Source organism: Streptomyces sp. NPDC002265 (assembly GCF_040296125.1).
Classification (GTDB): Bacteria; Actinomycetota; Actinomycetes; order Streptomycetales; family Streptomycetaceae; genus Streptomyces.
Map to the genome: position 1 here is coordinate 1 of NZ_JBEOWS010000099.1, position 26,577 is coordinate 26,577.

Annotated in this window: 28 protein-coding genes and 4 pseudogenes; 14 read left to right on the forward strand and 18 right to left on the reverse strand. The window is 68.0% G+C overall.

Translation table 11 applies throughout. The features are described from left to right. On the reverse strand, positions 1 to 255 hold a 255-nt coding region (locus ABT085_RS19060), incomplete at its 3' end, for an aldo/keto reductase (protein WP_351608782.1). A gap of 211 nt (positions 256 to 466) precedes the next feature. On the opposite strand from ABT085_RS19060, the gene ABT085_RS19065 reads away from it, so the two are divergent. Beyond that, the gene (locus ABT085_RS19065) at positions 467 to 1,372 is read left to right on the forward strand and encodes a helix-turn-helix transcriptional regulator (protein ID WP_351608785.1); all 906 of its coding nucleotides are present in this window, start codon (positions 467 to 469) and stop codon (positions 1,370 to 1,372) included. 610 nt (positions 1,373 to 1,982) lie between these two features. Here ABT085_RS19065 and ABT085_RS19070 read toward each other — a convergent pair. Then, positions 1,983 to 2,543, reverse strand: coding sequence for an NADPH-dependent FMN reductase (locus tag ABT085_RS19070; protein WP_351608788.1), 561 nt, complete (start codon positions 2,541 to 2,543; stop codon positions 1,983 to 1,985). Positions 2,544 to 3,115: 572 nt separating this feature from the next. Between ABT085_RS19070 and ABT085_RS19075 the strand changes: the two genes are divergently transcribed. Then, entirely contained in the window at positions 3,116 to 3,562 is a 447-nt protein-coding gene (locus ABT085_RS19075; protein WP_351608791.1) for a hypothetical protein, read from the forward strand. Positions 3,563 to 3,648: 86 nt separating this feature from the next. After that, positions 3,649 to 4,215 carry an SMI1/KNR4 family protein gene (locus tag ABT085_RS19080; protein WP_351608793.1) on the forward strand — a complete coding sequence of 189 codons (567 nt, stop codon included), beginning with the start codon at positions 3,649 to 3,651 and terminating at the stop codon, positions 4,213 to 4,215. 9 nt (positions 4,216 to 4,224) lie between these two features. Here ABT085_RS19080 and ABT085_RS19085 read toward each other — a convergent pair. The 3 genes and pseudogenes from ABT085_RS19085 to ABT085_RS19095 form a co-directional block, all read right to left on the reverse strand. Then, a pseudogene (locus tag ABT085_RS19085) lies at positions 4,225 to 5,067 on the reverse strand (IS5 family transposase). 41 nt (positions 5,068 to 5,108) lie between these two features. After that, positions 5,109 to 5,972, reverse strand: a pseudogene (locus tag ABT085_RS19090) (IS5 family transposase); the annotation flags it as partial. Between the two features lie 133 nt (positions 5,973 to 6,105). After that, positions 6,106 to 6,804: a type 1 glutamine amidotransferase domain-containing protein gene (locus ABT085_RS19095; protein ID WP_351608796.1), complete on the reverse strand. Its 699-nt coding sequence runs from the start codon at positions 6,802 to 6,804 to the stop codon at positions 6,106 to 6,108. 276 nt (positions 6,805 to 7,080) lie between these two features. Here ABT085_RS19095 and ABT085_RS19100 point away from each other — a divergent pair, with 276 nt between their 5' ends. Beyond that, complete coding sequence (locus ABT085_RS19100; protein WP_351608799.1) at positions 7,081 to 8,190, forward strand: NAD(P)/FAD-dependent oxidoreductase; 1,110 nt, start codon at positions 7,081 to 7,083, stop codon at positions 8,188 to 8,190. A gap of 663 nt (positions 8,191 to 8,853) precedes the next feature. Here the strand turns inward: ABT085_RS19100 and ABT085_RS19105 are convergent. From ABT085_RS19105 to ABT085_RS19130, 6 genes are all read right to left on the reverse strand, one after another. Beyond that, the gene (locus ABT085_RS19105) at positions 8,854 to 9,060 is read right to left on the reverse strand and encodes a hypothetical protein (protein ID WP_351608802.1); all 207 of its coding nucleotides are present in this window, start codon (positions 9,058 to 9,060) and stop codon (positions 8,854 to 8,856) included. A gap of 89 nt (positions 9,061 to 9,149) precedes the next feature. Continuing rightward, positions 9,150 to 10,013 carry a DMT family transporter gene (locus tag ABT085_RS19110; RefSeq protein ID WP_351608804.1) on the reverse strand — a complete coding sequence of 288 codons (864 nt, stop codon included), beginning with the start codon at positions 10,011 to 10,013 and terminating at the stop codon, positions 9,150 to 9,152. A gap of 4 nt (positions 10,014 to 10,017) precedes the next feature. Next, complete coding sequence (locus ABT085_RS19115) at positions 10,018 to 10,539, reverse strand: hypothetical protein (RefSeq protein WP_351608807.1); 522 nt, start codon at positions 10,537 to 10,539, stop codon at positions 10,018 to 10,020. A gap of 382 nt (positions 10,540 to 10,921) precedes the next feature. Further along, on the reverse strand, positions 10,922 to 11,377 hold the full coding sequence (locus tag ABT085_RS19120; protein WP_351608809.1) for a hypothetical protein: 456 nt from the start codon (positions 11,375 to 11,377) through the stop codon (positions 10,922 to 10,924). Then, positions 11,374 to 12,363: a metallophosphoesterase family protein gene (locus ABT085_RS19125; protein WP_351608812.1), complete on the reverse strand. Its 990-nt coding sequence runs from the start codon at positions 12,361 to 12,363 to the stop codon at positions 11,374 to 11,376. Before ABT085_RS19125 ends, ABT085_RS19120 begins: the two co-directional genes overlap by 4 nt. Then, entirely contained in the window at positions 12,360 to 12,668 is a 309-nt protein-coding gene (locus ABT085_RS19130; protein ID WP_351608823.1) for a plastocyanin/azurin family copper-binding protein, read from the reverse strand. The genes ABT085_RS19125 and ABT085_RS19130 overlap by 4 nt, the downstream gene beginning before the upstream one ends. Before the next feature lie 927 nt (positions 12,669 to 13,595). Between ABT085_RS19130 and ABT085_RS19135 the strand changes: the two genes are divergently transcribed. The 6 genes from ABT085_RS19135 to tatC all read left to right on the forward strand — a co-directional run bounded on the left by ABT085_RS19135 (position 13,596) and on the right by tatC (position 19,172). Then, a complete protein-coding gene (locus ABT085_RS19135; RefSeq protein WP_351608825.1) occupies positions 13,596 to 14,198 on the forward strand; it encodes a sigma-70 family RNA polymerase sigma factor in 603 nt (200 codons plus the stop codon). Positions 14,199 to 14,223: 25 nt separating this feature from the next. Continuing rightward, positions 14,224 to 15,003, forward strand: a complete 780-nt coding sequence (locus ABT085_RS19140) for an anti-sigma factor family protein (RefSeq protein WP_351608828.1) — start codon at positions 14,224 to 14,226, stop codon at positions 15,001 to 15,003. A 575-nt stretch (positions 15,004 to 15,578) separates the two neighbouring features. Beyond that, on the forward strand, positions 15,579 to 16,007 hold the full coding sequence (locus ABT085_RS19145) for an ATP-binding protein (protein WP_351608831.1): 429 nt from the start codon (positions 15,579 to 15,581) through the stop codon (positions 16,005 to 16,007). Positions 16,008 to 16,279: 272 nt separating this feature from the next. Beyond that, on the forward strand, positions 16,280 to 16,690 hold the full coding sequence (locus tag ABT085_RS19150) for a hypothetical protein (protein ID WP_351608834.1): 411 nt from the start codon (positions 16,280 to 16,282) through the stop codon (positions 16,688 to 16,690). 852 nt (positions 16,691 to 17,542) lie between these two features. Next, a complete protein-coding gene (gene tatA, locus ABT085_RS19155; RefSeq protein ID WP_351608863.1) occupies positions 17,543 to 17,812 on the forward strand; it encodes a Sec-independent protein translocase subunit TatA in 270 nt (89 codons plus the stop codon). 409 nt (positions 17,813 to 18,221) lie between these two features. After that, complete coding sequence (tatC, locus tag ABT085_RS19160; RefSeq protein WP_351608837.1) at positions 18,222 to 19,172, forward strand: twin-arginine translocase subunit TatC; 951 nt, start codon at positions 18,222 to 18,224, stop codon at positions 19,170 to 19,172. Between the two features lie 323 nt (positions 19,173 to 19,495). On the opposite strand, the gene ABT085_RS19165 is transcribed toward tatC, so the two are convergent. Beyond that, entirely contained in the window at positions 19,496 to 20,002 is a 507-nt protein-coding gene (locus ABT085_RS19165) for a hypothetical protein (RefSeq protein WP_351608840.1), read from the reverse strand. Between the two features lie 381 nt (positions 20,003 to 20,383). On the opposite strand from ABT085_RS19165, the gene ABT085_RS19170 reads away from it, so the two are divergent. Together ABT085_RS19170 and ABT085_RS19175 are read left to right on the forward strand one after the other, a co-directional pair. Next, the gene (locus ABT085_RS19170) at positions 20,384 to 21,277 is read left to right on the forward strand and encodes a LysR family transcriptional regulator (protein WP_351608842.1); all 894 of its coding nucleotides are present in this window, start codon (positions 20,384 to 20,386) and stop codon (positions 21,275 to 21,277) included. A 352-nt stretch (positions 21,278 to 21,629) separates the two neighbouring features. Then, positions 21,630 to 21,932: pseudogene (locus tag ABT085_RS19175) on the forward strand (hypothetical protein); the annotation flags it as partial. On the opposite strand, the gene ABT085_RS19180 reads toward ABT085_RS19175, so the two are convergent. The 4 genes from ABT085_RS19180 to ABT085_RS19195 all read right to left on the reverse strand — a co-directional run bounded on the left by ABT085_RS19180 (position 21,848) and on the right by ABT085_RS19195 (position 24,805). Continuing rightward, positions 21,848 to 22,294: an ankyrin repeat domain-containing protein gene (locus tag ABT085_RS19180; RefSeq protein WP_351608845.1), complete on the reverse strand. Its 447-nt coding sequence runs from the start codon at positions 22,292 to 22,294 to the stop codon at positions 21,848 to 21,850. The pseudogene ABT085_RS19175 and the gene ABT085_RS19180 sit on opposite strands and share 85 nt — an antisense overlap. Positions 22,295 to 22,410: 116 nt before the next feature. Further along, positions 22,411 to 23,139 (reverse strand): CE1759 family FMN reductase, encoded by a 729-nt coding sequence (locus ABT085_RS19185; RefSeq protein WP_351608848.1) that lies wholly within the window; start codon positions 23,137 to 23,139, stop codon positions 22,411 to 22,413. Continuing rightward, positions 23,136 to 23,618 (reverse strand): MarR family winged helix-turn-helix transcriptional regulator, encoded by a 483-nt coding sequence (locus ABT085_RS19190; protein ID WP_351608850.1) that lies wholly within the window; start codon positions 23,616 to 23,618, stop codon positions 23,136 to 23,138. Before ABT085_RS19190 ends, ABT085_RS19185 begins: the two co-directional genes overlap by 4 nt. Continuing rightward, positions 23,618 to 24,805 carry a CE1758 family FMN-dependent luciferase-like monooxygenase gene (locus ABT085_RS19195; RefSeq protein ID WP_351608852.1) on the reverse strand — a complete coding sequence of 396 codons (1,188 nt, stop codon included), beginning with the start codon at positions 24,803 to 24,805 and terminating at the stop codon, positions 23,618 to 23,620. Before ABT085_RS19195 ends, ABT085_RS19190 begins: the two co-directional genes overlap by 1 nt. A 56-nt stretch (positions 24,806 to 24,861) precedes the next feature. Between ABT085_RS19195 and ABT085_RS19200 the strand changes: the two genes are divergently transcribed. Then, entirely contained in the window at positions 24,862 to 25,035 is a 174-nt protein-coding gene (locus tag ABT085_RS19200) for a hypothetical protein (RefSeq protein WP_351608855.1), read from the forward strand. A 374-nt stretch (positions 25,036 to 25,409) separates the two neighbouring features. Further along, positions 25,410 to 25,805, forward strand: a complete 396-nt coding sequence (locus tag ABT085_RS19205; protein ID WP_351608858.1) for an Imm7 family immunity protein — start codon at positions 25,410 to 25,412, stop codon at positions 25,803 to 25,805. A 15-nt stretch (positions 25,806 to 25,820) separates the two neighbouring features. Here ABT085_RS19205 and ABT085_RS19210 read toward each other — a convergent pair. Continuing rightward, positions 25,821 to 26,102: pseudogene (locus ABT085_RS19210) on the reverse strand (transposase); the annotation flags it as partial. 276 nt (positions 26,103 to 26,378) lie between these two features. Then, positions 26,379 to 26,577 (reverse strand): hypothetical protein (locus tag ABT085_RS19215; protein ID WP_351608861.1); only part of this gene is annotated, 199 nt, incomplete at its 5' end.

Below are 26,577 nucleotides of genomic sequence, written 5' to 3' on the forward strand. Positions count from 1 at the left end.
GACCTTGGTGGCGATCACCGCGCGGTCGCGTCGGCCGGCCAGGGCCCGGCCGACGAGTTCCTCGTTGGTGTAGGGACCGTAGACATCGGCGGTGTCGATCAGGGTCATGCCCAGGTCGAGGGCCTTATGCATGACGTAGACGGAGGTGGCTTCGTCACGCGGAGTGGCCATGTCGTAGGCGAAGCTCATTCCCATGGCACCCAGGCCGATGACGCCGACCTGCGGTCCCTGGGTGCCCAGGGTGGTGTTACGCATGTTGTGTTCCGCCTTCGTAGCGGGTGGGGGCTGCTCACAGCCCGTGAACGGGAAGCCGCCGGGACTCAATGGCCCCCTGCGACTCGAACCACCCTGACGCGCCCAGGCATGACTGGGCAGGCCGGGCGGTGCCCGGGAGCGGCGTTCCAGGGAGCAGCACGGCCCCCCAACAGCCACTCCACCCCGCTCATCGAACTGTAAAACTGGATGTATGACCCCTGACCAGCACAGCAACGACCTGGCGGGGTTCCTGCGTGCCCGCCGCACCCAGCTCAGCCCCGAACAGGTCGGCCTGCCTGCCGGCCCGGGACTGCGCCGCACCCCGGGACTGCGCCGCGAGGAGCTGGCCACCCTCGCCGGAGTCAGCATCGATTACTACACCCGCCTGGAGCGCGGCAAGGAGACCCGTCCCAGCCCCGCCGTCGTCGACTCCCTCGCCCGGGCACTGCACCTGCAGGAGGACGAGCAAGAGCACCTGCGCCGACTCGCCGCCCGCGCTGCCCGCAACGCCCCCGAGCCGCCCATCGCGCCCAGCCGCGCGGTACGGCCCGGTGTCAGGCTGTTGCTGGAGAGCCTGCGGCCGGGCCCGGCCTACGTCCTCAGCCGCACCCTGGATGTACTCGCCGCCAACCCCGGCGGCCTGCACCTGTACGCGGGCATGGAAAGCTGGCCGGCCAAACAGCGCAACCTCGCCCGCTACTACTTCCTCCACCCAGCCGCACGCGAAGTGTTCCCCGAGTGGGAGACCCGCATCCGTGGATGCGTCGCCCGCCTGCGGGCCCTGGCCGGCACCGACCCTGATGCCCCGGACCTCGCCCAGCTCCTCGGCGAACTCCTGCTGAAGAGCGAAGATTTCGCCCGCCTGTGGGAGCGCTACGACGTCCGCCCCCACCGCCCAGGCACAAAACACTTCCACCACCCCCAGGTCGGCGACCTCACCCTGGGCTACCAGACCATGCAGCTCGAGGACACCCCCGGCCACCGCCTCGTCGCCTACTACGCCGACCCCACGGGCCCAGATCACGACGCCATGGTCCTCCTCGACATGCTCGGCACCCCCGCACCCGAAACCGTCGACCGCGACACCGATGCCGACGTGCGGAACCAGGAACACTGAGGGAGCGGCTCGCCGTTCCCTCGCAGGCCGGTCCCGGAACGCACACGCGGATAGGCCGGCGCCCGCCCGGCACCTTTCGGTCCGACGGCGAAGTCCGGCACTGGAACACTCCGCCTGTGCTCCATACGACCGCGACCACCTCGGACGAGGCCGGTGGCCGGCTCGTAGAGGACGACGATTTGCAGCCCGCTGACCACCGGCATGCGCATACCGAGGCGCCGCTTCACGGCCCCGAAGCGGGCGGCGGACTTCGTCAGAGCATCGGAGGGGCCGAAACGCTCCACCATTCCGCTCGAAGGCTGAAGCGCGCTGGCGACCGGGCTGGTTGAGGATGCGGAGCCCAGGCCCTGGCGCATCGGATCTCGCTCTCGGCGTTGGCGCTGTTCACCCGCAGCCCACAGCTCGCAGTCGACGGTCGTGGTGCCACGCTGGTTCCTCACGGCGGAGGGATTGTGGACGGGGTCGACGTGCAGGCTGAACGCGACCCGCCGCAGAGGGGTTCCGGACTCCCCCTGCGGCGGGTCGCCGTAGCTGCCGCCGGGGCAAGCACGTGGCCTTCGCCGTCAAGCGTGCCGAAGGTCGCACCTGCCCAGTCGGTTTGCGACAGGATTCAGCTGGCGCGCAGCGGAGCGAGGGCCTTGGACCACGCTACGACCTGGTCCAGGGTCGTGACGAGCGCGTCACGGTGCACGTCGGCCGGCTTGAAGGCGGTGAAGTTCTCGAAGTCGGTGAACAGGGAGAGGGTCACCTGGGAACGGACATCGGCCATCTGCATCTCGGCCGCGATGCCGCGCAGGTGCTCCACGGCGCGGGCACCGCCGGCCGAGCCGTAGCTGACGAAGCCCACGGCCTTGTTGTTCCATTCGGCGTAGATGAAGTCGATGGCGTTCTTCAGCGCACCCGGCATCGAACGGTTGTACTCGCCGGTGACGATGACGAAGCCGTCCAGGGAAGCGATCTTCTCGGCCCAGGCCTTGGTGTGGGGCTGGGTGTAGATGCCGAACGTCGCCGGATAGGCCTCGTCCAGGACGGGCAGCTTGTAGTCCAGCAGATCGACGATCTCGAACTCTGCGTCGGTGCGCTGGGCGGCGGACTCGTGGACCCAGTGGGCGACGGCCTCCGCGTTACGGCCGGGCCTGGTGCTGCCGACGATTATTCCGATCTTGGTCATGTTTGACCCTTTGCATACGTGAGAGCGGTGTGGGTTCACGTTCGCTCGGCGAACGGGAAGCCGCCGGGACGATGATCCCCGGCGGCTCTGTCACCCTCGCGCGCCCCGGCATGACATGGCAGGCCGGACGGTTCCCGGGCACAGCGTTCCGGGGCGCGGCACACCCCCCACGCCACCCATCCCACTCGCGGCAACCTCACGTCCACCACGCTGCGACCTTGGCCGCCCGTTGACTCCGGCGCTCGTGCACGAGGTCCGTCCGGTGTGAAGACCGGACAGAAACGCCCAGCAGGAGCAGAACGACAGCGTCCGCCCCCATCTCCTGTGCTTGAGTCCGGTCGCCTGCGTCACCCAAGGCCTGGCGGCCCAGCAGGAAGATCTTCGTTCTCGGTGCAGCGGCGACGCACATCATCCGACTTCTGGTGCTGGGCTGACCGCGTCTGACAAATGATCATCTGGCTCGCGGAGCCTTACTGTCCGCAGCCTGAAGGCCCAGCAGGTCGTTCGCGGCGGCCGGACCCGTTGCTCCCCTGCTTTGGGAATCGGGTTTCGGCTGCTGGCAGGATGGCCGGATGGACGACGACACCGCCCCCACCCGGGTCGACGAGGTCAGCCTTCGTGCCGCCAGTTCGCCGGCGGTGAGCGAGGCGCTTATGCGGCTCGCCGCAGCAGCCCGTCACGACACCGCAGAGTTCGAGCAGGCTCTGTTTGGCCTGGCGCTGGTGTGCGCGGAGGCACCTGTTGAGGCCCTAGAACTACTCGTCGCGGCTACGGCGGCACAAGATGCGATGGTGCGGCGCGCAGGGATCGAGGGCCTCGGCATCTTCGGCCTCGACGCCGTGGCGCACGCGCCGATCATCGCCGCCGCGCTCTGTGACCCGGATCCCGATGTGCGGGCGGCAGCGCATGTCTCTCTCAAGTCCGTACTCAGGCGGAACGAGCCTGACCAGGAACTTCGCACTGCCGTTCGCCGGGCAGTCGAGCAGGTCGAGCAACGGCCGCCGGGAGACGATAAGTGATCATCGCGCTAGGTCGCGTCCTTTAGATCACCTTGCAGTGAAACCCCACTGCGGTGTGAGAAGTCCTTCGCCTAGCCTCTGACCTCATGAACCCCACCGCGCCACGACCACTGACCGAGGCTGAGGTAGCCGAAGCTGAAGCCCAGCTCGGAGTCGGTTTCCCTCACGAGTACCGTCGTTACTTGTTGCGGGTGAGCGCTGGTGGGGCTGTGGCACAGCTTGAGAAGACGGAGAACGGCTGGTGGTGGGCAGGTAACAGCACGAGGCGGCGCGACCTGCTGTCCCTGCCTTTCCCCCATCCCGAGTCCTACGAGGACGCCGATGACGAGCTTTATCTGCGTCTGCCTCAGGTTGAAAACTACCCGGACGAGGACGCGTTCTCGGAGGCCATGAGTGCCTGGAACGCCGAGTGCTGGGAGTTCGACGAGCGGAAGACGGCGGGGTCCGTGATCGCGAAGGAGCATGGCTGTGGATTTGCCACGTTGCTGGTCATCACGGGCCCTCTCACTGGCACACTGTGGTGGGATGGACGGGCCACCTGCGATCTGATCGTCCCGCTGTCCCTCGACCACTCTGGCGGCGCACGGCCGGTGACTTTCGGCGAGTGGCTGGGGCGTGATTCCTGGGAGCTGCTGCCGCCCGGCTGGGGATGAGGCCCGGCGTCATCGTGGGGGCCAGAGGAAGATTCCTGCGATGTGCAGCGCGGCGCGGAAGACCGTGGCGGCCTTCTCGTAGCGAGTGGCAAGGCCACGCCACTGTTTGATCCGGTTGATGCACCGCTCGACGGTGTTGCGCCGCTTGTAGGCGTCGCGGTCAAAGCCGGGTGGCCGGCCAGCGTTGCGTCCCTTGCGTTTGCGGTTGGCAATCTGGTCAGCAGGTTCGGGGATGACCGCGCGGATACAGCGTCGGCGAAGGTGGTCACGGATGGCCCGGGACGAATAGGCCTCGTCCGCCAACACGACGTTGGGCCGGGTCCTGGGTCGGCCGACTCGGCGTGGCACCCGAATGCTGGCCATGACCTGGTCGAACGCAGGCGCGTCTCCTGCCTGGCCGGGCGTGAGGTGAAAGCACAGGGACCGGCACCGGTTGTCTGCGGCCAGATGGATCTTCGTCGTCAGTCCGCCGCGGGAGCCGCCGATGGCATGGTCGACCGGTTCGTCGGCCGGAGCCCCCTTTTCGGGCCCGGCAGCGTGCTGGTGGGCGCCGACGATGGTGGAGTCCACCGCGACGATCCAGGCCAGGTCGCCTTCCGCGTCTGCCTGGGCGAGCAGGGTCGAGAACATCCGCTTCCAGATGCCGTCGATGGCCCCGTACCGAAGTCGCGTGTAGACGTCCTTCCAGGAGCCGTACTCGGGCGGCGGATGCACCCATTGCGAGCCGGTCTGGAACTTCCATGCGATCGCGTCGATCACCTGCCGGTGATCTCGTCACCGCCCACCACGCGTCGGAGTCCGGTCCGATAGCAACGGCTCGATCCGCGCCCACTGCACGTCGGTTGACGGCACACCCGGATCAACGAACCCATGATCTGAAAGAGACGGCCTAGTTCGCGAAGCCAGAGCATCAGGCAGGCCAAGAGGGCTCCGGCCCGGTAGCGGTCGGCGAGCTTCTCGAAGCGGGTGGCGATCGCGCAGAACTGCTTGAGGCGGGCGAAGCATCGTTCAACTACGTTGCGGGCACGGCAGACCACCCTCTTGAAGGGGGGTGGTCTGCCACCCAGGGATCCACGTCGGCGGCGGTTGGCTTCTTGGTCGCGGCGCTCGGGGATCGTGGCGGCGATGCCACGGCGCCGCAGTAGGTGGCGGATCGCTCTGCTGGAGTAGGCCTTGTCGCCCAACACACGGTGCGGTGTCGTGCGCGGGCGGCCTGTGCCGGCGCGCGCGATCCGGATGCCGTCGAGGACCTGGCCGAACGTGTTGGCGTCGTTGACGTTGCCCGGGGTAAGCGCAATCGGCAGGGGCAGGCCACGGCCGTCGACGGCGAGGTGGACTTTGGTGGTCAGCCCGCCTCGGGACCGGCCCAGAGCCTGGTACGCCTGCGAGCGGCCCGGATCCTCCAGTTCGTCCTTGTCCGCGACCCCATATTTCGGGCGCCGGCCGCGTGTTGCTGGGCCCGGTTGATCGTGGAGTCGACGGCGACGGTCCACTCGACCCGGCCCGCCGCGTCATCCCTAACTTGGACATGTTCGAGGAGCCTCGCCCAGGTCGCGTCCGATTCCCAGCGGGCGAACCGCTCGTAGACGGTCTGCCATGGCCCGTACCGTTCCGGGAGGTCCCGCCACCAGGGAGCCCCGGTCCGCAGCCGCCACAGCATCCCGTTGACCCACCTGCCGGTGGTCACGCCATGGTCGACCACGCCCATCCACCTGCGGCAACAGGGGTTCTATCCGCTCCCACGCCGCGTCCGTCAACTCGCCTCAACCTGCCACAAGATCAATCATCAGACAGGCCCCAGCGGGCCCTGCTGTCGAACGATCCAAACGACCAGCCCGGTGGGCCAACGGCTACGAGCACCCCCTGGTCATGTCCTGAACCGCTTGGAGTTCATCGTTTGAGGACTTCCAGGAGCCGGTCGGCCAGAACCCCGGCGGAGTGGGGGTTCTGGCCGGTGACCAGGTTGCGGTCCTCGACCATGTAGGGCTCCCAGATCGGGCCCCGGCTGTACTCGACGCCGATCTGCTCCTTGAGGGCCGTCTCCAGCAGCCACGTCGCCCGGGGGGCCAGTCCGACGGCTTCCTCCTCCTCGTTGGTGAAGCCGGTGACCCGGTAGCCCTTGAAGGGCGATTCGCCGTGGATGCGGGTGGCCAGCAGCGAGGCGGGAGCATGGCACACGATGAAGAGCGGTTTACCGGAGGCGAGTTGCGCCGTCAGCAGTCGGCCGGTGTCGGCGTCCCAGGCCAGGTCCGCCATCGGGCCGTGGCCGCCCGGCAGGTACACCGCGTCGTAGTCCTCCAGCCGGACGTCCGACAGCGCCAGCGGCCGCCGCATCACCTCCGCGGAACGGATGATCTCCTCCAGCTCCAGGGCGCCGTCCTCACCACCCGCCATGGAGGGGCGCAGGCTCATCATGTCGACGTTCGGGACGACACCGCCCGGCGTCGCCACGACCACTGTGTGGCCGGCTTCCGTGACCTTCTTGTACGGCACCGCAAACTCCTCGGCCCAGTACCCGGTCGCATACCGGGTGCCGTCCTTGAGCACCCAGTACGTCGCACCGCTCACGATGAAAAGCACCGTCGCCATCGGGCCCACCTTCCGGCCTCGTACATGCGATCCCTGCCAAAATCGTAGGCACAAGGCGAGACCGTCGCATGTGGGGAATGCGGCGGCCACGGAACGGGCCCGCCGGGCGCGTCTTCGTCCCGAAGCGAAAGTCCCGCGTTCGGGTGTACGTGTCTGCGTTGCTGGCTAGCGTGATTGTCGTCTACCTGCCGTATGACGAGAGGACTGATGGTGCTCGAGTTGGAAACGGGAGTTCGCCGGTGATCCGGGAAGGGGCCGTTCGTGAGGAGCGGGTCCGTGAAGCGGCCTGAATGTGTTGCTGTCATCGGAGTGGGCGTCATCGGGGCGAGTGTGGGCTGGAACCTGTCCCGGCACGGCGTCGAGGTGGTCTTCATCGACGCAGGCCAGCCGGGCGAAGGCGTCACCAACTGGTCTTTCTCGTGGGTCAACGCGAGCAACAAGACCGCGCGCAAGTCCTACTTCGACCTGAACGTCGCTGCCATGGCAGCCCACCGTGAGCTTGCCGGGATCATCGGGCCGGACTCGTGGTGGTATCCCAGCGGCCACCTGCGCTGGGCAGACGATCCCGCAGCGGAAGCGAAGTTCCTGGAGACAGCCGAACTGCTGACCGGCTGGGACTACCGGGTCGAGATGTACACAGGGGCCGAGGTCCGCAGCCGCCTCGAACCTGCTCTCACGATGCCCGACGATGTACCGGTCTTGTTCTACCCCGACGAGGCCTGGGTGCACGGGCGCCATCTTGTCGGCCGCCTGGTCGGCCAATCCGTTGCATCCGGCGCGGAGCTCCGGTCCGGAAACGCGGTATGCGACATCGGCACCGGTGCCGATGGAAGCACCCGGTCAGTTGCCCTGTCCGATGGCAGCCGTCTCGACGTCGACATCGTCGTCAACGCGGCAGGACCCAGCGCCTCCCACGTCGCAAGGCTCGTCGCACGGCACTTGCCGATGCGCCGGGAACCCGGCATCGTCACCCGGCTCGACTGTGCTCAGGTCCCCGTTCACCGGGCCATGCACGCACCTCACATCGAGATCCGTCCTGACGGAGACACCTCGGTCGTCCTCCACAGCCGCGAGATCGACGCACTCATCGACACAGGCGAAGATCCAGGCCAACTCGCCCGGCTGCTCCACGAATCGGCGCGTCACGTCGTCCCCGAGCTCGGCAACTCCCGCATCGCAGAGACACGAGTCGTCGACCGGCCCATCCCTGCCGACGGATGGCCCTCGGTGGGAGCGGTACCGTCCGTGCCGGGCTACTACGAGGCCGTTTCCCACAGTGGGATCACGCTTGGGCCGGTGATCGGCCGACTGCTGGCTTCGGAGATCCTCAGCGGGAAGAGAGACGAACTGCTCACAGACTTCCGCCCCGAGCGGTTCTCCTCGTGACAGCCCGGGGCCACCACGGCCGCACCCAGGCAGGTGCGCCCCGCGCGAACCCGGGCACCGTCGGTGCGACGACGATGAGATGGATAGTAGTCAGGCAGGCGCCGCCATCACGGTCGCGGCGGTCGCCCCCTGCGACATGCTGCGCTTCGCCCCCCGCCACCCGGACGATCCCTGAAGCGGCGGCCGATCCCGGCCCGGGGCCGGACCGGTACCTCACCCACGGTCAGCGGGAAAGGGGCCGCCGTACCGCTCCTGAACAACAGCCCCGTCCTCTACACGGGCTGGCTCGAGCGCTGCTGGAACACCCACCGACACGGCTCCTCCCGCAAGGTGATCGTTCAGGCGCACTGGCCGACGCCCACCCCCAGGCAGCCGCCCACGCCCTAGACACATTCGGAGCCGCCCGCCGCTGGATCACTGGAAGCCGTCACTGCTGCACACTGCGCCCCGGCCCCCAGCTTCCAGTCCACGCAGGACACCCCTCTCGGACAGTCGCCTCGTCCCCTGGCAGAGGGCCGGTCGTCGCGCCGACCGCCCACGTGACGCACCTGGCGTCACGCGGTGATCGTCGATGCCCGGCCCACGCTGCCGGACCTGCAAGTGCCTGCCCGCCGCGGCCCAGACCCGCGGAACGGAAGGCGGGGCAGCCTCTGCCTGCTGCGGTCAGAGATCAGAGAACCTTCGTGAGCCCGGGAGGTGCCACACGAGCGGATCGCCATCGGGGGGGGGGTCGTACACGGCAAGCTCCATCCAGCCGTCGACGAGCCGGTACATCACGAGGCCCCGCATCCCGGTCTCCCTCAAGGCGGACGCGTCGATCTCGTGGCCTTCCAGCGGGGCGACCATGTACCGGACTGCACGCTCCTTCATGCGGTCCGTGCGTCCGCTTCAGCCTGAGCCGTTGCGGAATCCAGGGCATCCACACGGGATCCCCTGCCTCTCACCGGTGGACACGCAGCTCAGCGCCTGTGCGCGGCCTTTGGAGCCACACAGGGATGTCGACCGATCAGCACAATGCCGATCACGATCGCCACGAGGCCGACAGCCTCTACGGCGAGCGCGCCAGGTGTGGCCCGGAGGCGGTCGCCGACGATGCCGATCCCGCAGACGATCCCGGCCAGCGGCTGCGCAGCGGTGAGTGCAGGAAGCGAGGAGCGCAATGGCGCGGTCTCGAACGCGCTCTGGACGAGCCCCAGACCGATCAGGCCGAGACACACGACCACGTAGGGCTGCCAGTGCGCGAACAGTACGGCGATGCTGTGTCCGCTGGCGAGCTGGCTCGAGATACGGGTCAGGGAGTCCTGCAACCCGTACAGGAGTCCGGCGGCGCAGGCCAGCACAGTCGCCACGAGCGTTGGCCGCAGGTGCCGGGCGAACGCGACGAGCAGCCCCGCCAGTGCGACCACGACGCCGATGAGGATCCAGCGGTGCAGCGGCCCGGCCAGGTGCCCGCCCTCTGACGGCTGTCCGGCGACGATGAACCCTGTCACGCCCAGCGCCAGCAGCAGCACCCCGCCCCAGCCGTTCCAGCCCAGTGGCCGGCCGGTGAGCCAGCGGGACAGCGCCATTGCGAAGAGCAGGTTGGTCGCGGTCAGCGGTTCAACCAGCGACACCTCTCCGTTCGCGAGGGCGATGGTGCTCAGCACCATGCCCACGATCATCGCGGCGATGCCGGCCAGCCATTCCGGATAGCGCATCAGGCCGAGCAGCAGCCGGAAGAAGAGAACGTCAGAAAGGGACGCCCGCTGGGCTTGCCGCTGCTGGAGGACGAAGCCGACGCCGAGGCAGCAGGCAGCACCGATCCCCGGCAGCAACACGGTCATCGCGTCACCCCATTCGGCCCGGTGGTGCGCACTCGAAAGCGGCGCATTTCCGCGCTGCGTCCGACGATCGAGGTGGCTTGGCGGTGCCCTCGGAGGCCGTGCGCTCGTCGCGGCTCGAGCTGCGGTCGGGTATCCGACAGGTGTTCTGTGCAGCCCCCGGGGAGTCCGACATCTCCACGAGTTCCAGGTCGATGTGGCCCTCGTGCTCCTGAGCGCGGATGGCCCGTATTCGAGGTTGCCGGGTGAGCAGCATGTCGAGGGCGTAGCTGAACATGCCGTATGGGGTGTCTGCCGGGAGCTGAACAAGGTCGGCACCGGTTGCGACGACGTAGCCGTCGCGGGCGATGACCAGCGTGCCCGAGTGGAGGCAGGTGCTGAATCCGCTGTGTCTCCTCAGCGCCTTGTGCAGCCGAAGTGCGTGAATTTCGCGACGCGCACGCCCCGCCGGTTCGGTGGCACAGGCGTCGGTGTGCGTGGTCGGTGCGGGCGACGCGGGTGCTTGCTGCGAGTGGAGCGTGTCGGTCATCTCAGCTTGCTCCTTGCGGGGTGGTGGGTGAAGGCGGGATCCCTGGTAGCGCATGTCCACGGACGACGGACGGTTCGGCGGATACGCATCTTGCGTGGGATCTCTTCGCGGACGGGCCGCTCGAAGGGCTGCTTCTCGGCACGTGGCACCAGGAGTTGGCTCACGTCGCGGGTCCGGAGACCCGGAGGAATCCCGCCGGGTCCTTGGCCCGTCTCGTCGTGGGCCTCGCATCCGGCTCTCCAGCGCCCTTTCTCATGCGTTCCGTCGCGATGGTCGCCTGCTGAAGTGGATGTCGTGGTGGCACATACGGCGGTGTCTGGCTTCGCCGGTCCCGCCTCGCCCCGGGCCAGGGCGCAGGTATCCCGGGTGGCTTTGTGGTCGTTCAGTTGGGTGGTGTGCGAGTGGTCGCCCGGTTCCAGGTGGGTGTCCTCAAGGGCGTTCGGGCAGCGCGGTGTTGCCTGGTCTCGGTCACCTGCCAAATGGCGAGGAGCAGCAGTGTGCCGGTTTCGGCGACGAGGCTGAGGACGGCTTGTGGCGCGGGCTGCAGACCGCGCTCGGTGAAGCCGAACATGCCTACGGTGCGCGAAGCGGTGAAGCCGCCGAGGGCGCCGAGCGCGACGCCTGCCGCGGCGGCCCGCAGCAGCAGGGGTGGTGTCCCCATCAGCAGCAGGGCAGCGAGGGTGAAGGCAGCGCTGGCCTGGAGCAGGAACAGGGGGCCGATGATGTGGACGAAGCGGTACTCGTCGATGTAGAGCTGGGCGTGGATGAATCCGCTGGCGCCGAGGGTTGCGGCGGTCGCCCATCGCAGGGTGGGGACGAGGAGTCTTTGGGTGTTCATGCGAGCCTCTCGTCTTTGATGGCCAGTTCGCGGTCGCCTTGGCGGTAGCCGACGCTGCGGATGCCGAGTGCGTCCTTGAGCTGTCGGGCGGGGACGACCTGCGGGGTGGGGGCGGGGGCGCGGCCAGGTTTGGGCAGGGGGTATGCGGTGGTGGTGGCGGAGTGGAAGGTGATGTTGCCCTCTGTCTTGGTGAACAGTTGGTGGACGTGCCCGTTGAGACAGGTGACGGAGGAGAAGCGGCGCAGGAGGGCGATGACCTTGAGGGCGTCGTCGGTGCTCCAACCCCACTGCGGGTACATGGCGAACAGCGGAATGTGGCTGAAGACCACGATGGGGGTGTCGGACGGCAGTCCGGCGATGTCCTTGCGAACGAAGTCGATCTGGTCGTTGCCGAGGTGGCCGAGTTTCTCCAGGCTCATGGTGTTGACCAGGGCGATGAAGTGCACGCCGTGGGTGTCGAAGCTGTACCAGCCGTCGCCGAGCGTGCCCTTGCCGAAGGTTCGCCGGTAGGCGCGGCCCGCATCGCCGATGGAGTCGTGCTCGCCCGGTACGGTGAAGACGCGGTCTGTCTCCATTCCGGCCATCATCTGCTTGACTTGGTCGAACTGGCCGGCCGTGGACAGGTGGGTCAGATCGCCGCTGTGCATGACGAAGTCCGGCCTGAATCCGAGTGAGTTGACCTGGTTGATCGCTTCGGTGAATGAGCCGACCACGTCGGTGTTCGCCGGCCCCTGGAACCCGATGTGGCTGTCGGAGACCTGCACGAACTGCAGCGCGCCGCTTCCCGCTGGGGCAGCCGCGGCGTGGGCGTCCTGGGAGTCCGCGATGTGGCTGATCACCTCCCCGCCGGCCAGGGTCAGTACCACCGCTCCCCCGAACCACCCTGCGTGACGGATGAGTTGGCGTCGGGTCATGCCGTGTTCGGTATCGGGCTGACCGGTGTCGTCGGCCGGTGCTCCGTCGTGGCTGTCGTAGTAGTCGGTCATCGGGTCACCTCCACGGTGGCGGTCATGAAGGGATGGATGGTGCAGAGGTAGGCGTAGGTGCCGGGCTTGGTGAACGTGTAGCTGTAGGTGGCGTGGGTGGGCAGAGCGGCCGAATGCAACGGTCCGCCGGATCCGGCGCTGGTGACGGTGTGGGTGTCGGTGTCCTGGTTGGTCCACGTCACCTTCGTGCCCACCTTGACCTTCAGCGTGGCTGGGGAGAATGCGAAGTTCTTGATCGCCACGGCGTTCCCGGTCACCGGCGCGGCTGGTGCGCCCGTGGTGGCGGGACTCATGGGCATGGTCATGCCGGGCATCGGCGAGGCTCCGGGAGCGGTGGCCGCCGCGTTCCCCGGCTCCGTGGAGCCTGGCGTTCCTGCCGCCTGGTGCTGACCCGGACCGGGTGTGATGGCGGCGGCTGCGGTTGACGAGGAATGCGGCGACTGGCCGCATGAGCTGAGGAGCCCCACCGCGCCGGCAGTGGCGATGACGGCGACAGCCAGCCCGGCCGCAGCGCGTGATCGCCGGCCCGGTGTGCGAAAGCTGAGGTTCATGGTGTGTCCGTTTCTCTTTGGTCAGGTGGAGACGACGGCTGCGACGGCTGGGCGTACGCGTCCGCGGGAAATTGCGGTGGATGCTGTGTTCACGAGCGTGTGCCTCTCGCGGACCCGGCGAACGAGCATGGGTGTTGCCTCGGTCGGCCGCTCGCCTCGCCGTGCCTGGGCGGTGCACTGCCCTTGCGCAGCGGGAAGGTGCAGGCAGCATGCGGCAGTTCCCCCTACGGGGAGCCGACAGCGGCTCGGGGCCGGTCGGCGGTGCCCGTACGTCGAGAGCCGCGTAGACGTTGCCGTGGTACGCGCTGGGCTGCGCGGGGGCGCCGGCCTCGATCCGCGGTGCGGGGTGAGCGTGGTCGGAGCCAGAAGCTTGTACGTGGCGTGGTTCAGGCACCTCTGATCCCTCCTTTGCCGCACGGAACATCGATGAGGAATTGCGTTACTGCGGTGCTTTTGTCCGACTTCACGGTCAGCGGGGGTCCCGCGGTTCGGTAGAAATGCATTTTTGTGACACCTCTTGGTGTCACCGCAGATCAGCCGCCCTCCCCGGGCGCCGCGCGCACCTGGGCCCGGTGATGCCGTAAGGACCGCGGGTGCATATCACCCATGACGCACACGGAGCGTTACCTGACCCGCACCGTTCGTCACAGTACGAGGCAGTTTGTGTGCAATGATCGCCCTATGCCCTGGAGTCTCCGAAAACGCGGTCCACGGACCGATCCGGATCGCTCCGCGCACCGTGTCTCTGGTAAAGGGACCCTTTCGACCGCAGATGAGGAACTGCTCCGCACTCTGTACGCGGAGCACGCAGGGGCCCTCTTCCACTACGTGCTGCGACTGACCTCGGGAGACTGGCAATGGGCGGAGGATGTGGTGCAGGAGACGCTGCTGCGAGCGTGGCAGCACCCCGCCGCGTTCGACCCCGCACGCGGCCCGGCCCGGGCTTGGCTGTGCACGGTCGCCCGGCACCTGGTGATCGACGCACACCGGGCCCGGCAGGCCAGGCCGGCCGAGGTCGGCGGCGAGGCGCTGGAGCGAGTCGCCGAGCAGGCTCCGGGCGGGGACGAGATCGAACAGGCACTGCAGAGCTGGGCGGTTGCCGACGCCGTCCGGACGCTGTCCCCGGACCACCGCGCCGTCCTGCTGGAGACCTACTACCGGGGCCGGACCATGGCGGAGGCCGCACGGGTGCTGGGCATCCCGCTGGGCACCGTGAAGTCGCGGACGTACTACGCCCTGCACGCCCTGCGGCTGGCGCTGCAGGAACGGGGCATCGAGCCATGACCATGGCCTGCAGGAGGTGGCGACCATGAGCACGGAACGCGACGCCCTCCGCCTGGCGCTGGGCGGATACGTCCTGGGCACGCTGCCCCCGGCGGAAATGGAACAGGTCCGCGCCCACCTCGCGGAATGCGCCGAATGCCAGGCCGAACACGCCCAGCTGGCGGGACTGCCCGCGCTGCTGGCAACGGTGACCGAAGCCGAAGCATCAGGCCAGGCGGTGCCGGCCGCCGACGAGAACCTGGCCGACCGGCTGGTGGCGCGGGCAGCCGAGAGCGCTCAGGGCACCTCGCCCGCACGGGCCGCCATGCCTCCGGTGCCGCAGCCCGGTGTGCTGGAGGGGCTGCTCCATCAGGCCGCGGCCCGGCGCCGCAGGACCTGGCGTCTGCAGCTGGCCGGCGCTGCCGCCTCGCTGACGTTCCTCGCGGCAGCGGTCGGCGGCACATGGCTGGCGGCTGTCGGGTCCGTGAGCAGTCAGGCGACGCCGCCTGGGCCGACCGCGCCGACTGCCTGGCGCACTTTCTCGGGAAGCGATCCCACCACCGGCGTCTCCGCCTCGGTGAAGGTCTCGCCCTCTGCCTGGGGCAGTGTCCTGCAGGTCACCGCCAAGGGGGCACCCGCCGGAATCACCTGCCGACTGCAGGCGGTCGGACCCGGCGGAGCCAGAACGGACGGCGCTACCTGGCGTGCAGGCGAATACCCTCCCGGCACCACGATTCCAGGGGCGGTTGCCATGTCCCCTGACGCCATCGAGCACTTCGAGATCCTCGCAGGCAGCGGCCAGAAGCTCGTCACAATCCGCGCGTGAAGCGAGGGAAGTCCACGCGCCCCCTTCGTCGCGGAGGGCTCCTGACGCACCGGCCGACTCCTCGCGTCCCGGCGCGGCCCTGCGGGACAGGTCAGCCGTCCGCGACAGTGCCGCCCGCGGCGCACCCTTGGCGCCCACCCACCGTCCCTGACGTAACCACGACTGTCCCACGCGTCCCCGAGGCCTGTCAGGTACTGCGGGTGCTTCGCCAGCACTGTCTGTCAGCGGGGACTGGTCGGCACCAGGGCAGTCTTTCTGCGGTTCGGTCGCGGGGCTCAGGCCCGCGACCGTCACACGGCTTGCGGGCACTGGCAAGCCAGCCACCACGCAGGGGCCCGGGTCCTGCCCACGGCGCGCTCCGGTAGAGGCGAGTGAGCCCAGCCGGGACCGCCGATATTTGGGCGAACTCCAATAAGTACAACAAAAGGGTCGAATCACTCGAACCGTTCGGTGTGCGTCGCCCGTGGAACTGAATGAGCGCGCCATGCAGGCTCCGGCCTACCGACAGAGTCCCGAAGTTGTTGGCAGGTCTCCCCGTTCCGGTCTCCGCACACCCACAGAAAAGCCAGAAGACCATGTTTGCAACCGATTCCCCCAGCCCGAGTCCACTGCTCGACCGGCCCTGCCGCCGCGAGGCGCTGCTCACCCTGCCTGCGCAGAAGGCGCACGTCTCCGCCGCTCGTCACTTCGCGGGCGATCTGCTGGAGACCTGGAGCGTGCCCACAGGCGATCGGGACTCCGCTGTTCTCATCGTCGACGAACTCGCCGCCAACGCCGCCCAGTACGGCCGCGAGCGCATGACCGTGCTGATCGCCCTGGACGACGGCACTCTGCACATCGTGGTCACTGACTCCGGCATGGCCGTGGAGCGCCATCGCCCCGACATGGCCCCCGACGAACACGGCCGAGGCACCGGCATCGTCCAGTACCTCGCTCAGTCGACCGAAATCCACCAGACACGCGGCGGCCGCGAAGTCCGCGCCTGCCTCAGGTGCTCGCGATGACCGGGCCGGGCGTTCCGCACGAGTCGAGTCCCTCTACCCGGGCCGGCACCGGAGCACAGCGTCGGGTCACCAGGGGCACGTGCAGCGCCGGGGCACCCGACGACCCCGCCGAGCCAGCCTTCGCACCCCACAGGCCCTGCCCCATCGACGGCTGTCCGGGCCTGGTCCAGGCACCCATGCGGTCCGCGGCACACCCACCGGCTCTCCGCCACGACAGGGTGCCATGTCAACGCTGCGGCACCGGCCCCTGCGTACCGGCACAGGTGTCCGGCATGCACGTCACCCCGGACAGCGGCGAGGGCATCACCTTCCCGCCCCCGCAGGAGGCGTACGCGAATGCACCAGACCTACGCCGCGAGATGCACCGGGTGCTCGCTCTCGGGGCCGAACGCGACGGCCGTGCGGCCAGGCCCATCACCGGCCCTCCGGCCGATGCGCGGACCGCCGAACGCGTCTGGCTGCTGCGCCGCGCCGCCCTCATGGACCGGATGGCCCTCGACAAACCTGGCCCGGTCGCAGCCGCCGCAGAAACCGCCGAGCAACTCGTCCAGCACGACCGCTGCCGCCCCGACCTGGTGGCGGGCCCGCACCCCCCGGACGCGATCACACCCTCCCTCGACCACCGCCTCTACGTCCGTCAGGAGTACGCCGCCTGGACGGCCGCCGGGCGCCCCGGAATCTGAACCGACCCCAACCCGACAAGGAACAGAACGCATGACCAGCAAGGACATCGACACCCGGCACGCTCCCGCGGTAGCCGACCCGCTCCACTCGTCTCGCCTCACCTGCCCGACAGCCCTGCGTGAACATCACGCAGGCCGGCGACAAGTACGTTCACGCCAGGGAAAGTTGATGAACGCACCGTGGCAGAACCCGAAGCCCCATCGGCAGTTCCACGTACCCGAACATGGTTGCGTCCAGGGACAGCGGCTGGGTGTCCATCCGTCGCAAACGCCCCCGCACGCTCCGCCGGCCGGGCAGCCGACGCCGGTGGCCATGCAGGTCACAGGTGGAGAACTGCACCCCGCCATACGCCTGATGCCGGTCGAGTTCCCCGCGGGTGCGGCGGCCACGGGCGACGAACTCACCTGTGAAGCCGTACTGGACGACGCCGTGGGGATCTCCCGATGGCGCGGTCGGCGGACACCGGCGGAACCGCCGTCCTCAGTACGCCGGGAAACGACGTGCGAGACGCCCGCGCACGAGACCGCGGGCACTGGCGCCGGCTTGCCCGGCCAACCTCTGCGAAGCTCCTTCTGCGACGACGAATGCCTGCCAGCCGTCGCTGTAGCAGCGCACCGGGTCGCGGACATCGACCGTCTCCACCAGTGGGGTGTCCCGGCCGAGTGCGGCCCGGTCGCGAGCGGGACGCTTCCCTGGGCAGCCGCCCGGGCTCTGCGCGCGCCGCAAGAGGGATCAGGGCATGCTCAGGGCAGAAGGACCCGATACGCCCCGGGCGCTGTCACGCAGGGACAAACAGCACGGATCGCCGAGGCAGGTATGAAGGCCGACGCGTTCGAAGGGGTGGTGTGACGATGTTCCGCAATGCCCTGGAGCCCTGGCACCTGCTGATCCTGGTCGCGGTGGTGGTCTTGATCTTCGGATCGAAAAAGCTACCCGACACGGCCCGGGCGCTGGGCAAGTCCATGCGGATCCTCAAGAGCGAGGCCGAGGCCATGAAGGGCGACAGCACCTCGAACGAGCAACGGCCCGAGCCTGCACCGGGACCGCGAACGGTCCCGGGCGCCCCCGGAGACACCACCACCGCCCGCACCGCGCCCACGAACAACACAACCAGCCACTGAGACCGAGCCCGGTCCTGCGCCCCCTGGCTCTTCCCCGCACGAGAGGCTGCCCGAAGCCTCCCTTCCAGCTCACCTCTTGCGCTGTCGGGCCGCCCGCGTCGTTGTCCGCGGTACGGCTGGCGTCTCGGCCGGAGCAGCGCTGCTGCGTCTTGGCCGGAGCAGCGCTGCTTCCTGGCCCGAGCGCAGCGCGGAACAGCGGATGGTCTCAGGGCCTTCGTGGGCCGCCCGCCCTCGGGCAGGGCAGATCAGTTCGCGGTAAGTGGTGCCGACCTGGACCAACTGCCTCCTGGACGCGCTACCGGCCGCAGCCGACACCGTGGCGAGCTCGCTCCCCATTGAGCGACGGAGACGATCAAGTACTGACGCAGGCCGGCAGCCTCCGGTCTGCCGCACGAAATGAGGACGCGGCGTGTCCCAGCCAGCCCGTAACAACAAGAAGCTTCCCGAGGGACGGATGCCGCTCGCGGAGCACCTTCGTGAGCTCCGCAACCGGCTGGCCAAGGCCGTCCTTGCCATCCTGGTCGTCACAATCGCCGCGGCCTTCCACTACAAGGGAATCATCAACTTCTTCACCAGGCCGGTGCTGGACTCGGTCGGCTGCCCGACGGACTTCGCCGATCTGGCCAGGCAGGCCAAGGGCACCGCCTGCGCGCGGATCACGATCAACGGTCTGCTCGCGCCCTTCACCCTGGCGTTGAAGGTGTCCTTGATGGCCGGCGTCGTGCTGGCCTCGCCGGTATGGCTGTACCAGTTGTGGGCGTTCGTTGCCCCCGGCCTGCACAAGCACGAGCGGAGATATGCCTACGCGTTCGTCGGCACGGGCGTCCCGCTGTTCTTCGGCGGCGCCTTCTTCGCCTACAAGGTGCTGCCCACGACCGCGAAGGTGTTGATCGGCTTCACCCCGCACGGGGTGGAGAATCTGTTGCCCCTGGATGATCTGCTCAACCTCGTCACCCGCATGGTGGTCGTCTTCGGTCTCTCCTTCGAGATGCCACTGCTTCTGGTGATGCTGAACCTCACCGGAGTGCTGTCCGGCCGGCGGATGCTCGGCAGGTGGCGCGGCATGATCGTGGGGATCACGGCCTTTTCGGCCGTGGCAACGCCGAGCACAGACCCCCTGACCATGTTGGCGCTGGCCGCGCCGATCTGGATGCTCTATTTCTCCGCCGTTGCCTTTTCGCTTCTCAACGACCGGCGCAAGGCCCGAAGAAAGGCAGAGGGACCCGGCGACAACGAACCCTCCGAACTCGACCTCACACCGCAGGACATCGACGAAGTGGAATCGGTGTCCGCCAGCCAGGCCCTGCCCACGCAACCGGATACTGACGACGCCCGCGCGACGGGCAAAGCGGTGCAGTGAGTAAGACCGCTTCCGCCTCCATCCGGAAAACCCGGCGCACATCCCCCTACGACTTGCGGGACTCGCCCTCGTCGTGCTCCGGGAGCGTCGCGCGATCGCGAATACAGGAGTCCTGTGCTGGTGAGCTCCAAGAGTGAACGCTAACAGCGGCTACTGTAGGCGCTGTAGCCTCCGCCGGTACGACGCATCGGGCACCGCCCGCTCAAGCGGGCGGGAGTCGCTCCGGTTCCTACGCCCTTTGAGCGGTCGGCTTCGCCGACGGGCGGTATCACTCCAGGTGTTACCGCCCGTTCTTGACTGGCCGGCGGCCTGGCCGTCGCAAGTCAGTGGGACGGCGATTGGGGCCATTGACCGCGGGACAGGTCGTGGTCGAGCAGTCGGTCTCTGACGTCGCCCTTGTAGAAGATGTCCGAGCCGAACTCATCACCGAAGTGCTCCGCCAGCAAGGACGAGAACAGCAGGGCGGCCGACTGCGGCCGGTGGTTCATGACCAGCTGACTGGTCTGGCCCGCCTCGTTGAAGTACACGACGACGAAGTTGTAGATCTCGATTCCACCCGGACGGTAGGTCTCACTGCCACGGATCGTGGAGCGGTAGTCCTCCAGAAATAGCTCGCCGCGCTTGCCGAAGAAACGGAAGTCCTGGAAAGCATAGTTGCTTCGCGCGAAGCTCAGCAGCTTCCCCACCTTTTCCTTGCCGACCACTTCACCGTTGGCGAAATTGCCCTGGAGGATGACGTCGTCGGCGAGATTGTCGAGCCACTCCGGGTAGTAGTCCAGGTGCGGCGCCTGATTGTTCAGCTTGCGGGTGGTCTCGCTCGGCGTGGTCATGGCAGTCGTCTCCTCGTTCCTGAATTTGATTCGACATATTTTCGAACTCGGGACGTCCGAAGGTTTTAGAATTCTCCGGCACGGCGCACCATTGGGCCGTTTACAATTCTCCTCGTCCGAAGAGGAAATTCTTGTTCGAATCAGAGTGGTGAAGGTGCAGTCGGGGGATATCGAGCGTCTCGGCGGCCGGCCTGTCGAGCGTGGCGGTCGCCTTGCGTTTGTCCTCCGTTTTCGATGTGCCTGCGGGAAGCATTCCTGCTTCGAGCGGTTCCCCTGATGAAAAGAATCGTTGACCGCAACGGTCGCTGTCCAACGAAAGTCAGAGACTGCACTTATCTCGCTGAGAGATAAGTGGGGGCCGCTCCGAGGGACACTGGGAGGGTGGAACTGCGTCAACTCGAGCACTTCGTCGCCGTCGCCGAGGAAGCGAACTTCACCCGTGCCGCCGCACGGCTGCACGTCGTCCAGTCCGCGGTCTCCAGCACGATCAAGAACCTCGAGCGAGAACTCGGCGCGCCGCTGCTGGAACGCACCACCAAACGCGTGCTGCTCACCGATGCCGGTGCCGCCCTGCTCCCACGCGCCCATGCCGCTCTCAGCGCAGCCCGGGAAGCCGCAGACGCGGTGGCCGAGGTCCGCGGAGGACTGCGCGGCACCCTGCGGCTGGGCACGATGACCACGGTGGGGCTCATCGACTTTCCAGCGCTCCTCAGTGAATTCCACCGGCGTCACCCCGGCGTGCTCCTGCAGACCAGCGCCGCCGCCTCCGGCTCCCAGGGCCTGATCGACGCCCTCCTCGAACGGCGGCTCGACCTCGCCTTCGTCTCCCTGCCCGGACCGCACCCGGCGGGCATCACGCTGACCGACCTCGTCACTTCGGTGCTCGACCTCGTCGTGCCGGCCGACCATCCGCTCGCGAAACGTCGCACCGTGCCGATCACCGAACTGGCCGGACTGGACTTCGTCGACTTCCCCGTGAGCTATGGCATCCGGACTGTCGCCGATCAGGCCTTCGCCGCCGCCTCAGTGACCCGTCACGTCGCCCTCGAAATCACGGACGTCACCACCGGCGTGGCCTACGTCCGCCACGGCCTGGGCGTGGCGCTCCTGCCACGGCCTGCCCTCGGCGAGGCGGAGGACGTCGCCACGCTGACCATCGACGACGCCGACCTGGACTGGCCGTTCTCCCTGGCCGTCCCGTCCGAACGCACGCCCGGTCGTGCGGCACGAGCCCTGATCGCGATCACGCACGAGTTCCTCATCTGGCGAGAATGAGCATCACCTCGAAGTGCTCAGAGTGGGTTCCACGGTCGCGCTTCGTCGACCTTGTGGACGATCCGCATGTCCTGCGAGCGTGCAGGGACGGGGAAAGAGCCGGCACTGGTAGTGCGTGGTCGGTGTGGCGACTGCGGGCAGGAGCTGCCGTGCGGCGAGAGATCGGGGCTCATGAGGCAGCGAGGTTGCACGATCACGGGTCCGAGCTGCGAGTTCCCTGGCTTGGCACAGTGCGGCCGTACTGCCTGCTCCGTGCCCCAGTTCCCCGTGAGTCCCCGCCCGCTCTGACACGAGAGTGGCACGACCCGAATCGCGCCGTGCCTCCCTCTCGCGATCAGGGCTCGACCAGCTGTCGGGCTCCTCGATCCGCGGCGAACAGCCCTCCCGACGGGGAAACAAGCAGCTCGAACGAGCTTTCTTCGTCTCCGCTTTCGCCGCCGTGGGCGACGCCGCGTCCCGGGCCTACTACGACAAGAAGATCGCCCAAGGCAAGCACCACACCCAGGCCCTGCTCTGCCTCGCCCGACGCAGGGCCGACGTCTTCTTCGCGATGCTCCACGACGGCACGTTCTACGAGCCCCGGCCGGTCACGGCAGTCGGTGGAGCCGAGGGGGAAGTCCAGGCTCCGCCTGGAAGGTGGGCAGCCACGTCATAGTTGGTGATCCGTCCCGCCAGTGCCCGCGGGCTCACACCGTGAGCATTGACCTGGTCGGGGTCTGCACCGGCTTCCAGCAGCAGCCGGATCACCGTCCCCTCGCCGTGCGAACAGAACACCGCCCGCCACAACGGCGTATTGCCATGACCATCCGCGGGATCGACCGACGCACCCGCGGCCAGAAGGACCTCGATGGCCGACGGTTCCTGGGCCTGAGCCGCAAAATGCAGCGGCGTCCAGCCCGCCGCATCGGCTGCCTGAGGGTCGGCGCCCCGAGCCAACAGCCCCCTCAGGCCATCCACGTCCCCGTCGACAGCCGCATAGTGCACCGCCGTCCGCCCCGACCGATCCCGATCCGTCATGCCGCCATCCTGACCCACGACCTTGGCGAAAGAGATAGGTGCACCCCATGCCCTCTACCGTCCGGCGAGTTCCTGCTCGCTCAGATCCCGCCTGTCCGCGTTCCTGGGCGGGTGCGTCAACCTGCATCGGCCCGGTCACCACCTTGAGGGCGTGCGCTTCCGCCGGTGGCGAGTCGCATGAGATCGGTGGTGAAGTCGACGTCGTCCAGGGACCGTTGCGCCCGTTTGGCGTTACCGCCGAACTGGTGGTCGTAGCCGCTCCAGTTGCTGTCGGCGATCTGCCGACCGGCTCCGCTGCGCAGCATGACGGAGAGCTCTTGTGCGGCTCGGGCGATGCGCTTGCCGAGGTCGGCCGCTGCCCAGTCCTCGGGTGCGGCGTACAGGGAGGTGGGTACTGGGATGGTACGTAGAAACCCGAACAGCGGCCGGAGCTGGTCGTCGACGACCATGGCGTGTCGTGCGCTTCCGCCCGTCGCGGCGAGAACGACCGGTTTGGCGATGAGCAGGTCGTTGTCGATCAGGTCTGCGAACGACTTGAACAGGCCGCTGATCCCCGCCTTGTAGACCGGGGTGGCGGCGATGACCGCGTCGGCCCGGGCGAGCAGTTCCATGGCCGACTGCACCTTCGGGTGCAGCATGCCGGAGACGATGCTCTGCGCGATCTCCGTGGCGAGGGGACCGAGGTCGAGTGAGCGCACGGTGGCTGTCGTGCCCGACGCTCCGAGGGTGTCGACCGTCTTCTGGGCTATGCGGTCGGCGAGCAGCCGGGTCGAGGACGGATCGCTGACGCCGGCGTTGACGACGGCGATGGTCACCGGGGGCGCGGCGGGGGTGAGGTCGTTCATGGAGTGTCCCTCGCGGGTGCTTTCGTGCGGTGGGCGACAGTGGCCGGGGCCGCGGCGACCAGTGCGCGGCCGAGCTCGCGCAGCGTCTCCAGTTGTTCGCGGGTCAAGGCCCGGGTCATCGCGGTGGTGACATGCCGAGCGTGTGCGCGGCCGAGGCGCTGTTGCACTTCATGGCCTTCGGTGGTGAGAACGATGCGGCAGGCGCGGGCGTCGTCGGGATCGGGCCGCCGTTCGACGAGCCCCCGCTTCTCCAGGCGGGCGACCAGCCGGGACACCCCCGCCTGGGTGAGCAGAGCGTCGTCGATGAGGTCGGTGATCCGCAGGCCGTCCCTCGCTCCTGCCAGCGCGTAGAGCACGCCGTACTCGCGAGGCGGGAAGTCACCCCAGTCGCCCTCGTACTCGAATTCTCGCGCGAGGGTCGCCTGGGCCCGGAACATCGCCTCCCAGGCCTCGTTCGCCAGTCGGCTGTCGCCGGCCATCAGAACGCCGCCGGGAAGCTGGCCCTGTTGGCCGGGTCGCTGTCCTGGTACGGCGAGGTGCCCGACAGGTTGTCGCCTCGGTTCGGGTTCGGGCGCGGCTGACGCGGCTCGGCGTCGCCGTACTTCGCCTCGACCAGGGAAGCGTGCGTCGGGGCGTCCGGGACACCGGGCTTGCGGCGGGCCGCCATCTCCTTGCGCAGCACCGGTACCACCTCGGTGCCCAGCAGTTCGACCTGCTCCAGCGCCATGTCGACCGGCAGGCCGAGGGCGTCGACCGAGAAAAGCTGGCGCTGGTAGTCCCCGAAGCCTTCCTGGAAGGTGAGGACCTTGTCGATCACTTCCTGGGGGCTGCCGACGGTCAGTGGCGTTCCCGCCATGAAGTCCTCCAGCTTCGAGCCGCGGAACATCGGATAGTTCTCGAAGTAGGGCCGATAGGTGTTGACCGCGTCCTGGGAGCGCTTGGCGACGAACGCCTGGCCGCCCAGTCCGACGATGGCCTGCTCGGCGGTGCCGTGGCCGTAGTGCTCGTACCGTCGCCGGTAGAGCTCGACGATCGGCTTGAAGTGGAAGTTCGGGGCCAGGATGTGGTTGGCGAAGAACCCGTTGCCGTAGTAGGCCGCCTGTTCGGCGGTCTCAGGGCTGCGGATCGAGCCGTGCCACACGAACGGCGGGACGTCGTCCAGCGGGCGCGGGGTGGAGGTGAAGCCCTGCAGCGGGGTGCGGAACTGTCCTTCCCAGTCGACCACGTCCTCGCGCCACAGCCGGTGGAGCAGGTTGTAGTTCTCCAGGGCGAGCGGGACACCCTGGCGGATGTCCTTGCCGAACCACGGATACACGGGCACGGTGTTCCCGCGTCCCAGCATCAGGTCCAGCCGCCCCTTGGCGACGTGCTGCACCATCGCGTAGTCCTCGGCGATCTTCACCGGGTCATTGGTCGTGATCAGGGTCACCGCGGTGCTCAGGATGATCCGTTCCGTCAGCGCCGCGATGTGGGCGAGCAGCGCCGGCGGCGAGGACATCACGAACGGTGGATTGTGGTGCTCGCCCAGTGCGAAGACATCGAGGCCCACCTCGTCGGCCCGCCGGGCGATCTTGATCAGGTTGCCGATCCGCTCCGCCTCGCTCTGGGTACGTCCCGTGGTCGGGTCGGGCGAGATGTCACCGACCCCGAAGATGCCGAACTGCATGTTGCGCTCCCTACCGATACATGACTTCGCATGCAAATCAAACAACATGACTGAGCATGTATTCCCCTGGGGTCGACCTGCGGCGCTGTGATGGCTGTCATAGCCCGTACGACGAATCGGACGCCGACGACAGCCACGCCCCCGCCACCTCCCACCGCCGCGAACGCGCCACCCGTCAGCAGCCCCAGCAGCAGTGGCCCGCACCCGGCCGGGACGGCCTGCACCCCTGACTTTTGGCGCCACAACATCCGTATCCAGCTCCGCCCCTCCGACACCGATCGCGCCACTGGAAGACGGTTTCACCAGGCCAGGAGGAAGAACCACAGGGTCCGACGACGCCAGGGAAGCAGCATGAGAGGTGGTGGCCCGGGCCATCCTCGAAGCGGCCCGCGGACCGCCGGATGACACTCGTCAGTGACGGGGAACTCGTCCCTCCCTGCTGAGTTGCCTTACCAGTGATCGGCGGCCCGTCTGCACTGAAGTTGCAGCCGGCCCGCCTCGGCTTGGTGGCCGTGCTCACCGGTTCGCCCTGCTCCGACTAAGGCGTGTCCGGCGGATCATGCTGCGATCGGCGCGTGGAGCAGGTCATTACTACGATCACGGGATGTTTGAGTACCACGGTTGGATCACGGTCAGGGAGACCGCAGCGAGTGACGACGATGAGGCGCGCCTGCGGCGCATCGTCGATGAGCTTGAGCTTCACATTGCCCAGATGGACAGCCCGTACTTGCTTGACCTCAGGTGGATGAACGGTGAGCCGTTCGTCCACCTCGGCGGCTACTCCAATCACCGTTCGTCGCCGGATGTTGTGGAGCTGTTCGAGCATGTGGCCGTAGTGGCCCCTGGTTCCTACGGGCTCCTCCACGTTCGCGATGACGAGGATCCGGGCCACGAAAACGAGGTACGTGTGCTCAAGCTCGTTCGGGGGGTGGTCACGCAGCACACGGAGGCGCTGCTGTCTCCGTGCATCCCAACGGTGGAGGATCCCTTCACCGACTGAGGCGTCTTTGACAGATCATGCTTGGAGCCAGAGGCGTATCGCAGCCACCGTGACGGTGCCGTGGAAGACGTAGGCCCGCTTGTCGTAGCGGGTGGCGACGGCGCGGAAGCTCTTCAGGCGGTTGATCGTCCGCTCGACTTCGTTGCGGCGCTTGTACTTCTCCTTGTCGAACCCGGCGGGCCGGCCGCCGCGGCTGCCTCGGCTCTGACGGTTGGCTCTCTGGTTCTTCGGCTCGGGAACAGTGTGCTTGATGTGGCGTCTGCGCAGGTAGCGGCGGTTCCTGCGAGAGGAGTACGCCTAATAGGCACGTGGGTTGGCCGGTTGGGCCGGTCGGTAGGGGCCAGAGCGAGACGCCTGGGATATACGCAGCGCCAGGAGTGCTTCGACAAGACGGACGCGGTTCAGGCCCCTGCCGTCACGGGCTCGCTCGCCGTACTGTTCCGTGATTCGAGCCATTCCCAGGGCCACCTCCCCATCAGCCGGAGCCGTCGAGTTCTTCACGAGAGTGAGGGTCCCTGGACAGGGCTGGGGCCACGGACGGCTGATGGGGTGGTGCGCCCGAGAGCGCTTCTATTAGGTCGCCGGGTGGTCCTGCCGCGGCTCGATGCCGGCGGACAGCGAAGCCTCTGAAAGGAGCACGCGGTGCACGCAACCTGCGGAATCGACTGGGCCGAGGATCATGTGCGCCACGAGGCGCTTGAAGTCGAGCGGGGGTGAGAGACCTTCGACTCCTGGCCGTCGCAGCGGCTGGGTGAAGCTGAGGGCAGCCTGA